This window comes from Pseudomonas pseudonitroreducens, from assembly GCF_021603645.1.
GTDB lineage: Bacteria > Pseudomonadota > Gammaproteobacteria > Pseudomonadales > Pseudomonadaceae > Pseudomonas > Pseudomonas pseudonitroreducens.
The window spans coordinates 215,316-230,272 of the sequence record NZ_BQHJ01000008.1 but is presented as its reverse complement, the minus strand read 5'-3'; the positions used below and the strand labels follow the sequence as shown (position 1 = coordinate 230,272).

The window sequence follows — 14,957 nt, the reverse complement described above, 5'->3', positions numbered from 1 at the left end:
GGATGTAATGGCTGCATTGCGCAATCGGCTGCTAGTCGCGCTGCTGTTTTTTGCCCTGGCGCCCTGGGCAAGAGCTGATGATGGCTTCATCGATCCCCTGGATCGCCCCGCATCCCAAGTGGGTAATCTTCTTGGCGCGCAGTTCAATGCGATCACTGTGGTTGGAAAGAGGCTGGTAGCCGTAGGCGCCCGCGGACTCATTGCGGTCTCCGATGATGCCGGATCCACTTGGACACAGATGGCCTCACCAGTTTCGTCCGACTTGCTCGCTGTGTATTTCCCTACCCAGACTGATGGATGGGCGGTGGGGCACGAGGGCGTGGTGCTGCATAGCGATGACCACGGCAAATCCTGGATTAAACAACTGGACGGGCGAGATGCCGCCAAGTTGCTGCAGGAGCATTTCGAACAGCTCGCAGCTGCCGGCGATAGCAATGCCGCCAGTTATCTAAACGGGGTCAGGCTCAATTACCAGGATGGTCCTGAGCAGGCACTGATGGGGGTCTGGTTCGTCGATGCCAAGGTCGGCTATGTCGCAGGCACCTTCGGTACGTTGCTGGCTACTCACGATGGGGGCAAAACGTGGGAGTCATGGATGGAGCGTGTCGACAATCCCGAGTTGCTCCATTACCTGGGCATCAGCGGTTACGGCAACGATCTGTTCCTCAGCTCTGAACGCGGCACCGTTTACCGCCTGAATCCGCAGAGCGGACGCTTTGAGACCTTGGAGACTGGCTACAGCGGCAGTTTCTTCAGCATCAAGGCGCGGCCTGGTGCCGTCATTGCAGTTGGGCTCCAAGGGAGTGCCTACCGCTCTCTGGATCATGGCGCCAGTTGGGTTGTGATGCCGACTGGAATCAGCGTGGCGCTGAGTGATCTTCAGCTGGCCGAAGGGGGGCGCTTCATTGCCTCCAGCGTCGATGGGCGAGTGCTGCAGACAGATTCCCAGTTGAGCGCTTTCAAGGTGGTGCCCGGCAGCCGTCCCGGACGCTTCACCAGCCTGGTGGCCCTGCCGAAAGGGCAAGCCGTTACGGTTGGCTATTCCGGTGTGAGACCGGTTGCCCTGCAGTAGCTGTTTCGTTATTCAAGAATAAATAGAGGCGAACATGGCTTTTTCCAACGCTCTCGACATGCCCGTGATTTCCGATCCCAGTCAGTTCGACAGATCCAGCGGAAACTGGCTCGAGCGCCTGGTATTCAACCATCGCGCGGCGGTCATCGCTCTGTGCGCGCTGCTGACTCTGTTCTTTGGGTGGCATGCCCTGAAACTGCCGGTGAATACCAGCTTCGAAAAGATGATTCCGCAGTCGCATCCCTACATCCAGAACTACTTCAAGCACCGAGACGCCTTGCGCGGTATGGGCAACTCGACGCGTATCGTCGTTGAGAACACTCGCGGAGACATTTTCGACAAGGACTATCTGCTGACTCTGCAGAAAGTTAACGATGCGGTTTACCTGATGCCAGGTGTTGACCAGGGTTGGATGCGTGGGCTGTGGACCAGCAGCCTGCGCTGGACCGAAGTCACCGAGGCTGGCTATCGCGGTGGTCCGGTGATTCCGGATCGCTGGGATGGTGGTGAGGAGTCGATGGATCGCTTGCGTGCGAACATCAATCGCGCCGGCATCGTCGGAAGCTATGTCGCCAACAACCTGCGTTCATCGATGATCTTCGTACCCTTGCTTGATATCAATCCTGAGACTGGAAAGGCTCTGGACTACGCCGACTTCTCTCATCAGCTTGAGCAAAATGTGCGATCGCTGGAAAGCGACGGCATCCGCATTCACATCATCGGCTTCGCCAAACTGGTGGGTGATCTGATTGATGGCCTGTATTCGGTGATGGCGTATTTCGCCTTCTCGGTGATTATCGCAAGCGTGCTGATTCTGCTCTATACCCGTTGCCTGCGCAGCACCCTGCTGCTGGTGTTCTGCGCGCTGCTCGGCGTCGTCTGGCTGCTGGGGCTGCTCAGCGTGCTCGGCTACGTGCTCGACCCGTACTCGATCCTGGTGCCTTTCCTGATCTTTGCCATCGGCCTGTCCCATGGCGCGCAGAAGATGAACGGTATCATGCAGGACGTCGGCCGCGGCACGCACAAATATGTCGCCGCGCGCTATACGTTCCGCCGGCTATTCATGGCTGGCTTGACGGCATTGCTGGTGAACATCGTCGGCTTCGCCGTGCTGGTGATCATCGATATCCCTGTGATCCGGGACATGGCGCTGACCACCAGCCTGGGCGTGGCTATCCTGATCTTCACCAAATTGTTCCTGATCCCCGTGCTGCTGTCGTATTTCGGTGTCAGCGAGAGTGCCGCTCGGCGTAGCGTGCAGAGTGCCTCGCAGCTGGAAGCTGGCCGCAGCCCGCTGCAGATGATCCGCGCCTGGCTGGTCCGGCTGACCGAGCGGCGCCGTGCGACCGCCGCAGTATTGGGTGCCCTCGCATTGGCCGGTGCGGGGTTCTCGATCAGCCATCACGTCCAGTTCGGCGACCTCAATGCCGGCGCCCCGGAGCTGCGTCCGGAGTCCCGCTACAACCGCGATGTGGCATTCGTCAGCCAGAACTACGGGCTTTCTACCGACCAGTTTGTCGTGATGCTGAAGACCCCACCGGGAGAGTGTACGAAGTTCGCCTCGTTGATCGAGTCGGACCGACTGGCTGCCAGGTTGCGCGAAATTCCAGGAGTTCAGACCACGTTTTCGCCGGCCGATGGCGTGCGCCTGGCGACCTCGGGGATGTTCGAGGGCAATCCGCGATGGCAGGCAATTCCGCGCAACAACAGCAACCGTAACCAGGCTTTCCAGATGTTTTCTACTGATCGACCGGAAATGGCCGATCGAGGATGCGCTATCACGCCGATCATCGCCTATCTCAGCGATCACAAGGCAGCGACCCTGGACCGCGTGGTGGAGGAGGTCGAGAGTTACGCAAAGCAGTACAACACTCCGGCCCGTGAGTTCATGCTGGCCGCGGGTAGCGCTGGAATCGAGGCCACCACCAATATAGTGGTCAAGCGCAGCTTCTGGACTTTGCATTTGGTGCTCTACGGAGCGGTAGCGCTTCTCTGCTTCATTACCTTCCGTAGTTGGCGGGCGGTGGTGGTGGCGCTGGTCCCTCTGATTATCACCTCAGTGCTTTGCGAAGCGCTGATGGTACTGCTCAACATCGGCATCAAGGTCGCCACCTTGCCAGTGATCGCGGTGGGTGTCGGCGTCGGGGTCGACTACGCGCTGTATCTGCTCAGCGTACAACTGAACATGCAACGCCAGGGCATGACGCTAGCTCGTTCCTACGAGGGCTCGTTGGACTTCGTCGGGCGCATCGTTGGCCTTGTCGGCCTGACGATGGCGGCCGGTGTGATCCCATGGATCTGGTCGCCGATCAAGTTCCAGGCTGACATGGGCATCCTGCTCAGTTTCATGTTCCTGTGGAACATGATCGGTGCCTTGGTGCTCATCCCGGCGCTGTCTTACTTCCTCCTGCCCAAGATGGCCAGCCGAGAGGTGCCAAGCGTTCCCTCGTCGCCCGCCGAACCATTGCCAACATCTTATGCAGCAGATGAGCCGGTGATACCTGGGCACCAGGCAGCTCGGTACCGGGTAAGGGGCTAAGCCAGAACCGGCACCTGCAACGGGTGTCGGTTTCACTTTATTCAACTCACGTCCATTCACCGATCGTGTCAGCCGCGCGGTAGCCCCGTGGGCGTCATTTGGCGCTATGGCGGGCATGAGGAGCCAAGTCATGAAACTGGGAATAGAAGGGCGCGTCGCGCTTGTATCGGGTGGCAGCAAAGGCATCGGTCGTGCCTGCAGTGAGATGCTCGCCGCCGAAGGCTGCCGGGTCATGGTCGTGGCGCGAGGTGCCACGGCGATCGAGGAGGCGGTCGAGGGCATCCGCGCGCGGGGTGGCATCGCCCAGGGGGTTAGCGCCGACCTCACCAGCGAAGATGAGATTCGGCGGGCGGTTGCGGCAACGCGTGCTGCCTTCGCCGCCCCGGACATAGTAATCAGCAACGTGCACGGTGGAGAGCCGGGCGATTTTCTGGAGGAAGGTGCCGAGCGTTTCCTCGACTCTTTCCAGGGGCTGGTGATGAGCGTGGTGCACCTGGCGCGCGCGACCCTGCCGCATATGCGTGAGCAACGCTGGGGCCGCCTGTTGACAATCGGCACCGCCGCTGCAAAGGAGCCAGCCCCCGGTTTGCGCCTTATGGCGGCCAATACTGCGCGTGCAGGTGTTGTGACCTTGAACAAATCGCTGGCCGACGAGTTCGCCGCGTTCGGGATCACCGTCAATACCCTGGCCACCGGCTGGATCGCCACCGAGCATATGCGTGAGCAGGTAGGGATGATGGCATCGGCTCGGGGAATGCCAATCGACGACCTGTTACAACGACTCAGCCGGGGTGTGCCGGTACAACGCATGGGGCGGCCCGAGGAAATCGCGTCCCTGGCGGTTTACCTGTGTTCTGAACTGGGCGGTTACCTCACGGGTTGCCTGATTCCCGTGGATGGTGGTGCCCATCGGGCTGCCTGGTAAGCGCGTATCTCACGAGGACGACAATGAGCGCTCAATTGCTCGAAGCGACGACGTTGTGGGGCTTGCTCGAGGTTCGCGCAGCCTTGACCCCCGAGGCCCCTATGCTCATCGACGGCCAACGTGGCCTGCGCATGACCTTCCGCCAGGCTCGGGAAATCTCCGAACGCCTGGCTGCTGGCCTGCTCGGGCGCGGCATTGTTCCCGGCAGCATCGTCACCTGGCAACTACCGACCGGACTGACTGCAGTGATGACCGCCCTGGCGCTCGCCCGACTGGGAGCGGTGCAGAATCCGATTATCTCTTTATACGGCGAACGTGAAGTGGCGGCGCTGCTGGCGCGCAACGGCTCGGATTTCTACCTGATTCCTGGGGCTGGCGAGCGTGACTACCCGGCTATGGCCGAAGGTCTTTGTGCTGGCCTGGCGCGGCCGCCGCAGCGGATCGTCTTGGCGGGTGATCTTCCGCAGGGCGCACCTTCGAGTCTGCCGCGGGCGCCGGTGGACGGCGATGCGGTGCGCTGGGTCTATTACACCTCCGGAACAACCTCGGAGCCCAAAGGCGCGCGCCATACCGATCGCACGCTTTTGCTCGGCGGGCTGAACCTCGCACGGGCGATGCGGGTCACTTCGACCGATATCGGTACGCTGGCGTTTCCCTATGCCCACATCGGCGGTGCCATGTACACCGCCATGCTGCTAGCCAGCGGGATGTCAGCGGTGTTGCTCGAGCGGTTTCAGGCGGAACAGGCGGCGGAAATCTTCCGCCGCCACCGTGTGACCACCACTGGCGGTAGCACAGCACACTATGAGGCTCTGCTCGCCGAGCAGCTGCGCCAGCCGGAGCAACCGTTGATTCCCAGTCTGCGCCTGCTGTGCGGAGGTGGGGCGGCGAAACCGGCAGCGTTGTACTACCAGGTGAAAAGGGCGATCCGCTGCGCTCTGACTCATAACTACGGAATGACCGAAGTGCCACTGATCTGCGCGGGATCTCCTGATCATCCCGACGAGGCGCTTGCCTGTTCCGAAGGATTGCCAGTCGCTGGGATTGAACTGCGCATTGTGCGCCTGGATGGTCAACTGGCCGCACCTGGTGAAACGGGCGAGGTGCGGGTGCGTGGGGAGGGGGTATTCAAGGGATATACCGATACTCAGCTGGACAGCGAGGCGTTCGACTCCGACGGCTTCTTCCGCACCGGCGACCTGGGCCTGTTGCGCGACGATGGCCGGGTGACGCTGACCGGTCGCCTCAAGGACGTGATCATTCGTAAGGGCGAGAATATTTCGGCGAAGGAAATCGAAGACCTGCTCTATGCCCACCCCAAGGTAGCTGCCGTCGCGGTCATTGGCCTGCCCGATAGCGAGCGTGGCGAGCGCGTCTGCGCCGTGATTGAGGCGAAGGAAGGGCTGGCACCGTTGCAGTTTGCGGAAATGGTGGCTTACTTCGAGCAGGCTCGGGTGATGCGCCAGAAGATTCCCGAGCAATTGGAGGTGGTCGAACGCCTGCCGCGCAGCGAGAGCCTTAACAAAGTTCTCAAGAGCGTCCTGCGAGAGCGCTTCAAGCACTGACCACTGCCGTGGCCAGGGCCGCGGCAGTGGTGCTCCCTTAGCGTATCGCCTGAATCACCGAGTCACTGTCGCTCAGCGTGCTGTACAACGGCAGCAAATTGGCGACGATGAACTCGTGGCTTTCCGCCGTGGCGCCGGCGATGCAGTCTTCGGGGACTACCACCTGGTAGCCCAGATCGGAGGCACACAGGGACATCCCGGAGATCGCCACGTTGGTTGACACACCAACCGGGACCACTGTTTGTACTCCCATGTTGCGCAGGATCGCGTCCAAATCGGTACCGTGGAATGCAACCAGACTAAAGCTACGCGAATGGAGGATGTCACCCTCCTGTGGTTGCAAATTCGCGACTGCCTCGACATCCCGGCTGCCAGCAATCATCCGGTTCTGTTTGGTCGAGCCGGCGATGATGGCACTGGTTCTCGGTAGGTCGATGTAACCGGGGCGGTGAGCGACGTGTAAATGAATGACAGGCAGTTTTGCATCCCGAAAAGCCTGTGCCAGGCGAGCGATGCGGGAGACGATGCCTCGTTTGGCAACCTGTTCGGCAAGCCCCTGAAACAATGCCAGAGACGGGTCTAGCACCGCCATTTGGCATTCGCTGATCAGCAGCGCTGCGCGCTGCCCCTTATCAAATCCTCTGAGCATGAAGCTTCTCTCTCCAATCGATGGGGAATTCGAAAGCCTTGCACGCTGCCTTGTCAGTGATTGACAAGTTGCAGTGTCCGGGCATTATAGCTGATAGTTTATCAGTTATTAACCGATGGATAGCTGGCATATGAACAATGAAGCAGGAGTTGTCGAGCTGCTCGTGGACTCCGCGAACGACTTTCTGGCCGGTTCCCACGATCCGGCCAGGCTTCGCGGCTGGATTGGTCGGGTTCGGCCGGTGGAGAGGGCTCTGTGGCGCGGGATGGCCGAACTCGGCTGGACTGCCGTGATGTTAGCCGAAGAGCTGGGAGGTACCGGTCTGGGATTGCCTGAGGCTTGTGCGCTTAGTGAAGTGATGGGAGAGCGCATTCTCGCGGAGCCCTTTGTCGCCTGCTGCGTCATACCGTCGGTACTGCTGGGCGCTAGTGGGCCGGAGGCGGCCAATGAGCGGGAGCAACTGGCTCAGTGGCTGCAGTCCGGCGAGCGCTTGTTGAGTTTTGCTTGGCAGGAAAAAGCCGGGCAGTTGGATGTCGGCCAGAGCGCCTGCCGGGTCGAACAGGGGCGCCTTAGTGGCGACAAAATGTTCGTCAGTGCCTGCGAGGCTGACTCGGTTTTGTTGGTATACGCCCAATTGGACGGTGAACCAGTGGTGGTGGCCGTGGCCGCCAACGCGCCAGGTATCCGCTTCGAGCATTTCGCAGCGGGGGTGGCTACACAGGCGCATGTGCATTTTGATCAGACCCCACTGCTATTTGCCTCGCCTCTTTTGCGTGGTGAGGCTGCGGAGCGAGCTGCCGAGCAGGCTCTGACTGCAGGGCGAATTGCACTTTCGGCAGAACTATCAGGACAGGCGGCCGGCTGCCTGCGCCAGACCATCGCCTATGTCAGTCAACGCGTGCAGTTCGAGCGGCCAATCGGCTCTTTCCAGACCGTACAGCATCGCTGCGTGGACCTGCACATCGACGGATTGCTGGCCAATGCCTCCTGGCGGAATGCTTTGCGGCTCTATGAGGACGATCCGCAGTCCGCGCAAACTCTGGCCGCTGTCAGCGCTGCTAAGGCGCGCTGTGGCGCCGTTGCAGTGAATACCGGGCGTCAGGCTGTGCAGTTGCACGGTGCCATGGGGTTTGCCGAAGAGGTAGATATCGGCCTTTACCTACGTGCAGCGATCTTCGGTGCCGCCTGGCTGGGGTCGGTGGCGGCACATCGGCGCCGTTTTGCCAGCCACTATCCGCAATTACGTCGCGAAGCGCTGGATGAGGACACGCAGCACAGCGTCGTCTTCAGCAGCTCCGACGATCCTCGGGAGTGGAGCGACGAAGACTTCCGCTTGCGCCTGCGCGGCTGGCTCGACAAGCATTACCCCGATCATCTGCGCCAGAACGACCGGCGGCCGTTCCTCCGGCTGCGCGGTGACGATCTGACAGGTTGGCTGCGCCTGCTCGACGACCACGGCTGGCGAGCTCCTGCCTGGCCGCGGGAGTACGGCGGCATGGGTATCTCGTTTGCCAAGCAGATGATCTACCAGGAGGAAATGGAACGCGCCGGGGTGGGGCGGATCATCGATAACGGCGAGACTCAGCTCGGCCCAACGCTGATGAAGTGGGGCAGTGACGCGCAGCGTGCTTATTACCTGCCACGCATCCTGCGTTGCGAGGATGTCTGGTGCCAGGGGTACTCCGAGCCGGGCGCCGGTTCTGACCTGGCTAGCTTGCGTACTCAGGCGTTGCGCGATGGCGATGAGTTCGTGGTCAACGGCCAGAAAATCTGGAGCACTCACGCAACCGACTGCACGCATATCTTCACGCTGGTACGCACCGGCAAGTTCGAGAAAAAGCAGCAAGGTATCAGCTTCCTGCTGATTGACCTGAAGGCACCGGGGGTCAGCATCCGCCCGATCGCTAACATCGCGGGTGAGAACGAGTTCTGCGAAGTGTTCTTCGACAATGTCCGCGTACCCGCGCAGAACCTGGTGGGTGAGCTGCACCAGGGCTGGAGTGTGGCCAAGGCGTTGCTCGGACACGAGCGAATCTGGCTGGGCAGTTCGGCGATGGCGGGTACGGCGCTGGACCTGGCCGAGCGCCTGGTCGAGGAGCGCCGGCTTGATGCGGATCGTGGGGTGCTGGATCGTCTCGCCGAGTTGCAGGCAGACCTGCACGATTACCGTCTGCTCTACGCTCGCGTTTGCGACGATATTGCCCACCAAGGTGCGCAGCCAGGCGCCGAGGCCTCGGTGCTGAAAGTCTATGTCTCCGAGCTGCTGCAGCGCATCACCGAGTTCAACGTGGCGGTATGCGTCGAGCATGGCGGTGTGGTCGGCGATATCCAGCTAGGCGATCTGCACACCGACCTGCACTGGCCTTTGATGATGGCGCGGCCGGTAACTATCTACGCCGGCGCCAACGAAATCCAGCGCGACATCCTGGCCAAGGCCGTCCTTAACCTCCCTATCGCTGCGCGCGCCTGAGGCCGCCTGGAGTTCCCTATGAGAGAAGCTGTCATCGTTTCCACTGCGCGTACCCCCATCGGCAAGGCTCATCGCGGTGCACTGAACAACATCAAGTCTCCCAGCATGACTGCGCACGTTCTGTTGCAGGCTGCATTGCGCAAGGGCATAGAGCCGGGTGAGGTCGAGGACGTGATCATTGGTGCGGCCATGCCGGCCGGTACTGCCGGGCGCAACCTGGCACGTGCCGCTGCGCTGCGTGCAGGGCTGGGGGTGGAGGTCGGCGGCTCGACAGTCGATCGCCAGTGCGCCTCCGGGCTGATGGCGATCGCCATTGCTGCCAAGCAGGTAATGGTCGATCAAATGGATATCGTTATCGGCGGTGGCTCGGAAAACGTCAGCGCGTTGACCCCGAGCTATCTGGAGTCGGCCATTCGGGAGAAAGACGATGCCCTCTCAGACTTGGTGCCGCACGCTTATATGCCGATGATCGAGACTGCCGAGTTTGTGGCGAAGAAATACGGTATCAGTCGCGAGGCCCAGGACGAGTACGCTCTGCTCGCGCACCAGCGCGCCGCAGCAGCCCAGGCTGCTGGCAAGTTCAATGACGAAATCGTGCCGCTGCTGGTCCGGCAAAAGCTGGTGGACAAGCAGACCAAGGAAGTCAGTTTCAACGAGTTCATCTTTACAGAGGACGAGTGTCTGCGACCGGATACCAACGCCGCGGGACTCGCCAACCTGAAACCTGTAGTTGAAGGTGGCAGCGTTACTGCCGGCAACGCCAGTCAATTGTCGGATGGTGCTTCGGCCTGCCTGTTGATGGAGGCGCGCCTCGCTGAGCAGCGTGGACTCCAGCCGTTAGGGGCGTACCGCGGTTTCATGGTGACAGGCTGTGCGCCAGAGGAGATGGGGATCGGTCCTGTAACGGCCATCCCGCAGCTACTCAAAAAACATGGTCTGACTGTGGCTGATATCGATTTGTGGGAGCTGAACGAGGCCTTCGCCTGCCAGACTTTATACTGCCGCGATCGCCTGGGCATCGATCCCGAACGCTTCAACGTCAACGGTGGTGGTATTGCCCTGGGGCACCCCTTCGGTATGACCGGCTCGCGTTTGGTCGGAAGCGCGTTGCTCGAGGGACGCCGGCGCGGTGCGCGTTACGTAGTGGTGAGCATGTGCGTGGGCGGTGGCATGGGTGCTGCTGGCCTGTTTGAAGTTTATTGACAGCTGCATTTGCAACCAGCACCCGGCCCTATGGTCGGGTGTCTTTTTTTGCGATGAGGATTGCTGCAATGGCGGATTTGATCTTATTGCACGGGGGGCAGCACGGTTCCTGGTGCTGGGAACCACTGCTGAAAGTGTTTGCAGCGGAGGGCAATCCTTTTGATCGCGTGATTGCTCTGGATATGCCCGGCTGTGGTGGCAAGCGTGAGCGCAATCCCGATGGCGTTAGCCTTGCGGAGATCACGCGTGAGCTCAACGATGAATTGCGGGCAGCCAAGGTCAAGGACGGTGTGCTACTGGGACATTCCATTGCTGGAGTGCTACTGCCCATGATGGTCCTCGAGGACCCGGCCTTGTTTGCACGACTGGTTCACCTGGCGACATCTGCTCCAGAAGAGGGACAAACCATCATGCAAATGCTCGGTACCTCACGGCAGGGCGAGGATCCCAATGAGGTCGGTTGGCCGGTGGATATGCAAAACACTCAGCCAGATGCCTTGGCTGTGGCATTTTTTGGCCGTGACTTGAATCCGCAACAACTCGCTTGGCTGCTGACTGAGGTTAGCCAGGATCGTACCCCGCCTGCTGCCCAATTTGAGCCAGTGTCGCGCCAAGGCTATGCGCAGTTGGGTGTTTACGCCACTTACATCCTGACAATGCGCGACGACATCCTGCCGCCGGAGTGGCAACGTCGTTTTGCTCAGCGTCTGGAATGCTCAAAAGTAGTTGAGATAGATACGCCCCATGAACCCTTCGTTTCCCATCCTGAGCTCTTGGCAAGCGTGTTGCGCACCCTGGCCTGAGCCGACGCATGACACAGGGAGCAGGGGAAGCCTGATAAAAAAGGCGCTAGCCCGTCCTTGGGCTGCGCCAGCGGCTACCACATTTTGCCGACTCTCAAGCTGTGGCTCGGTATTGCCGCTCGCCCGCGGCAAGCTGTTCGAAGTGGTACAGGCTGGTCCCCAGCGTCTGATTGATCATGGTCATTCGCTTGAAGTAGTGACCGATAACGTATTCCTCGGTTACGCCGATGCCACCGTGCAATTGGATTGCCTGGCCGCAAACGAAATGGCCGCTCTTGCCGATATGTGCCTTGGCGGCCGCCAAAGCGCGATTTCGTGCCGGTGCATCCAGGTCGAGCGCCGATAGCGCGTAGTGCAGCATCCCCCGGGAAAGCTCCAGTTCGATCAGCATTTCGCTCATACGGTGCTGCAGGCTCTGGAAGTCACTGAGTGGTTGGCCGAACTGCTTGCGAATCTTCAAGTAGTCGCGGGTAATCCACAGTGCCTGCTCCATCACCCCAACAGCCTCAGCGCAGAGAGCGACCAATGCGTGCTCCTGCCCCTGACGCAGGGCCTCCAGGCCGTGTCCGGCTCGACCCAGCAGGTTCTTGGGGCCCAGTTCGACGCCGCGTAGCTTCAGGTGGCTCGCCCAACGGTTGTCGATCAGGCGCAGGTCACGCCGCTCGACACCGCTGGCTTTGGGATCCACCAGGAAGAGGCTGATACCGAACTCATCAGCGTCGTGCCCGGCTGTACGGGCGGAAACAATCAGCAGTTCCGCGACATTTCCAGCGACCACCGCGACCTTCTCGCCATCAAGGCGCCACCGACCGTCCCCCATGTCAGTGGCGGTGGTTTGAACGAAGGCTGGATTGCCGCGTGCAGCCGCTTCCTCATGAGCGAGGACTGGCAGCAATTCGCCCAGGCAGAATGCTTGCAGCAAAGGGAATGCCTTGGCGTCATTGCTGGCCTGCAGCGTACGGGCGGCAAGGACGGCAACGGCCCAATAGGGCTCTACACAGAGTGACCGGCCGATTTCCTCCATGATCAGGGCGGTTTCCAGCGCAGAACAGTTCATCCCGCCAAACTCTTCAGGTACTGCCAAGCCTAGAAGTCCCAGTTCCGCCATCTGTTGCCAGTGACCACCATTGAAGGAGCCTTTTTCCACCACGTCAGAACGCTTGTCGAAGGCACAGTTGTCCTGCATGAAGCGGCGGACGCTGTCCTTGAGCATGTTCTGCTCTTCGTTGAGTTGGAAATCCATGATGATCAGAGCTCCAGAAAAGATCGGGCGATAATGGTGCGTTGCACTTCATTGGCGCCGCCATAGATAGTGGTGGCGCGACGATAGAAGTAGTCAGCCATGACGCCGGGGGCGTAGTCCGGCCCTGGGCCCCAGCTGGCCTCTGCCTGGGTATCGCCCAGCGGGTCCGGATAAACGTAGCCGGCGTAGCAACCGAGCGCCTCTACCTGCAGTTCGCCGATCTTTTGCAGCAACTCCGAGCCGCGAATTTTCAACAGTGAGCCCACGGGCAGGCGAGTCTGACCCCCCGCCTTTTCGTAGAGAGCCCGAAGAGACAGCCAGCGCAGCGCAAGCAGGTCGGTTTCCAGCTGTGCCAACCGTGAGGCGAAGCCGGGCAGTTCAATCAGCCGACGGCCATCGGCTTGCACTAGGTTGAGGAACTTGCGCAGGCGCGCCAAGTTGGCGTTGTTGCGCGGCCATTCGGCACTGAAGGCGCGCTCGTTCTCCAACAGGAATTTGGCGTAGCTCCATCCTTTGCCTTCTTCGCCGACCAAGTTGCTCACCGGCACCCGGACATCGTCGAAGAACACTTCGTTGAGGCTGTGGCTCTCGCCAATGTCATAGATCGGGCGGATGGTCACTCCGGGCGCCTTGCGGTCGACGAGGATCATCGAGATGCCACGCTGGCGAGCTTCCGGGTCCGTCTTGGCGAGCAGGAAAATCATCTCCGCGGTTTCCACGAACGACGTCCAGATCTTCCGACCGTTGATCACGTACTCGTCACCCACTCGCTCCGCACGGGTACTCAACGATCCTAGATCGGAACCGGCGTTTGGCTCGGAAAAGCCTTGGCCCCAGTAGACATCGCCACTGAGAATCCGTGGGCCGTATTCCTCCTTCATAGCGTCGCTACCAAAGGTCATGATGACCGGTCCGATCATCTTGAAACCAGCGGTATCTACTGGCGGTGCTCCGGCCAGGAAACACTCCTCATCGAAGATGAACTGGCGTACAGGCGACCAGCCGGTCCCCCCCCAGTGCTTTGGCCAGTTGCCCCCTGACCAGCCCTGGCGATGCAGGATCTTGGTCCATTGGCGGATATCCTCGCGCAATGGGTGGTAGCCGCGGCGATTGCGCTCGGCAAGATCTGCCGGAAGGTTGCTCGCGAGGAACGCGCGGACCTCCTGGCGGAAGTTCTCGTCTTCCTGATCGAGGGTGAAATGCATGGGCGAATCCTGTCAGTACGAGCGGTTTTGCCCGCCCTTGTTAGCGTTGTGAATTGCTGGAGCTGATGAACCGCCCCTACTTTGGGGCAGCGTTGAAGGGGATGCCCTTGTCCGGACGGTGATCCTGCGGGAGACCGAGCACTCGCTCGGCCAGAGTGTTGAGCAACAGTTCGTCAGTACCCCCGGCGATGCGCAAACTCGGATCGAGCCAGGCCCTGGCAAAATCGTTAGTTGCATGTCCATGTGGCTTAAGCTGCGCGCCATCTGCACCGAGCAGGTTCATGGCCAGCGCGGCCAGCGATTGCCGAGTGCGTCCCAGCAGTAGTTTGCGGATTGCCCCTTCTGGTCCGGGGGCCTGGCCTTTGGCGAAGGCATCTAGAGCACGCCGATGAATGGCGCGTAGACCTTGCCGTTCGACGAAGACCTGAGCGATCCGCGCACGAACCTCGCCGTCCTCCAGCGCGCTGCGTCCATTCAGACGGGCGCGTCCGGCGAGCTCGATGAAGCTTTCCAGGGTCGGTGCGTAGCCTGATTCGTCGGTGACGGCATAGCGCTCGATCATCAGTGTCTCAACTGCGACTTTGAAGCCGCCGTTTACTTCACCTAGACGCTGCTCGTCGGGTACGAACACCTCGTCAAAGAACACTTCATTGAGGTCTTTTTCCTCGCCCAGTCGGCGAATCGGCTGCACCGTCACTCCGGGCGATTTCATGTCGAGGAAGAAGTAGGTCAGGCCCGCATGTTTGGGCAGAGTCGGATCTGTACGCGCCACCACCACGCCCCAGTCAGCGATCTGTGCCCAGCTGGTCCAGACTTTTTGGCCGCTGAGCAGCCAGCCGCCCTCGGTAGGGACCGCCTTGAGTCGCAGTGAGGCGAGATCCGAACCCGCCGAAGGTTCGGAGAACAGTTGGCACCAGATCAACTCACCTCGCACCGTCGCCGGGCCGAGTTTGCGTTTCCAGTGCTCCGGCGCATAACGCAGGAAGATTGGCAGCGGATTGTTCAGGCTGATGCTGAAGTACACCAGCGGCACGTCGTAACGCATCTCCTCTTCGCAGAAGATGACCTTTTCCAGCTCGCTGCCGCCGGCACCGCCATACTCCTGCGGCAGGGTGATGCAGGCATAGCCATGCTCCACCTTGTGCGCCTGCCAGGCTCTGGCCAACGCCAGGTCGTCGGCAAAGTCCAGGCCTTGCCGGGCGCTACCGGAGTATCGCGGGGCGTGTTCTGCCAGCCATGCTCGGGCACGTTCGCGATAGAGTTTCAGATCGTCATTCATGATG

General features: G+C 60.7%; 11 protein-coding genes. 7 read left to right on the top strand and 4 right to left on the bottom strand.

Annotated features, from left to right (window positions below):
- The first annotated feature begins 7 nt into the window (after positions 1-7).
- The 4 genes from L6D89_RS20515 to L6D89_RS20500 all read left to right on the top strand — a co-directional run bounded on the left by L6D89_RS20515 (position 8) and on the right by L6D89_RS20500 (position 6,101).
- The gene (locus L6D89_RS20515; protein WP_196912318.1) at positions 8-1,072 is read left to right on the top strand and encodes a YCF48-related protein; all 1,065 of its coding nucleotides are present in this window, start codon (positions 8-10) and stop codon (positions 1,070-1,072) included.
- 34 nt (positions 1,073-1,106) lie between these two features.
- Complete coding sequence (locus L6D89_RS20510; RefSeq protein WP_236200992.1) at positions 1,107-3,611, top strand: efflux RND transporter permease subunit; 2,505 nt, start codon at positions 1,107-1,109, stop codon at positions 3,609-3,611.
- Between the two features lie 130 nt (positions 3,612-3,741).
- Positions 3,742-4,536 (top strand): SDR family oxidoreductase, encoded by a 795-nt coding sequence (locus tag L6D89_RS20505; protein ID WP_236200991.1) that lies wholly within the window; start codon positions 3,742-3,744, stop codon positions 4,534-4,536.
- A gap of 23 nt (positions 4,537-4,559) precedes the next feature.
- The gene (locus L6D89_RS20500) at positions 4,560-6,101 is read left to right on the top strand and encodes a class I adenylate-forming enzyme family protein (RefSeq protein ID WP_236200990.1); all 1,542 of its coding nucleotides are present in this window, start codon (positions 4,560-4,562) and stop codon (positions 6,099-6,101) included.
- A 37-nt stretch (positions 6,102-6,138) separates the two neighbouring features.
- Here L6D89_RS20500 and L6D89_RS20495 read toward each other — a convergent pair whose 3' ends face one another.
- Positions 6,139-6,750, bottom strand: a complete 612-nt coding sequence (locus L6D89_RS20495; RefSeq protein WP_236200989.1) for a cysteine hydrolase family protein — start codon at positions 6,748-6,750, stop codon at positions 6,139-6,141.
- A gap of 130 nt (positions 6,751-6,880) precedes the next feature.
- Between L6D89_RS20495 and L6D89_RS20490 the strand changes: the two genes are divergently transcribed.
- The 3 genes from L6D89_RS20490 to L6D89_RS20480 all read left to right on the top strand — a co-directional run bounded on the left by L6D89_RS20490 (position 6,881) and on the right by L6D89_RS20480 (position 11,226).
- On the top strand, positions 6,881-9,220 hold the full coding sequence (locus L6D89_RS20490) for an acyl-CoA dehydrogenase family protein (protein WP_236200988.1): 2,340 nt from the start codon (positions 6,881-6,883) through the stop codon (positions 9,218-9,220).
- 18 nt (positions 9,221-9,238) lie between these two features.
- Positions 9,239-10,423, top strand: coding sequence for an acetyl-CoA C-acyltransferase (locus L6D89_RS20485; RefSeq protein WP_236200987.1), 1,185 nt, complete (start codon positions 9,239-9,241; stop codon positions 10,421-10,423).
- A 68-nt stretch (positions 10,424-10,491) separates the two neighbouring features.
- On the top strand, positions 10,492-11,226 hold the full coding sequence (locus L6D89_RS20480; RefSeq protein WP_236200986.1) for an alpha/beta fold hydrolase: 735 nt from the start codon (positions 10,492-10,494) through the stop codon (positions 11,224-11,226).
- Positions 11,227-11,320: 94 nt separating this feature from the next.
- Here L6D89_RS20480 and L6D89_RS20475 read toward each other — a convergent pair whose 3' ends face one another.
- From L6D89_RS20475 to L6D89_RS20465, 3 genes are all read right to left on the bottom strand, one after another.
- On the bottom strand, positions 11,321-12,469 hold the full coding sequence (locus tag L6D89_RS20475; protein ID WP_236200985.1) for an acyl-CoA dehydrogenase family protein: 1,149 nt from the start codon (positions 12,467-12,469) through the stop codon (positions 11,321-11,323).
- Positions 12,470-12,474: 5 nt separating this feature from the next.
- The gene (locus L6D89_RS20470; RefSeq protein WP_236200984.1) at positions 12,475-13,674 is read right to left on the bottom strand and encodes an acyl-CoA dehydrogenase family protein; all 1,200 of its coding nucleotides are present in this window, start codon (positions 13,672-13,674) and stop codon (positions 12,475-12,477) included.
- A gap of 76 nt (positions 13,675-13,750) precedes the next feature.
- The gene (locus L6D89_RS20465) at positions 13,751-14,953 is read right to left on the bottom strand and encodes an acyl-CoA dehydrogenase family protein (RefSeq protein ID WP_236200983.1); all 1,203 of its coding nucleotides are present in this window, start codon (positions 14,951-14,953) and stop codon (positions 13,751-13,753) included.
- Between the last annotated feature and the right edge of the window lie 4 nt (positions 14,954-14,957).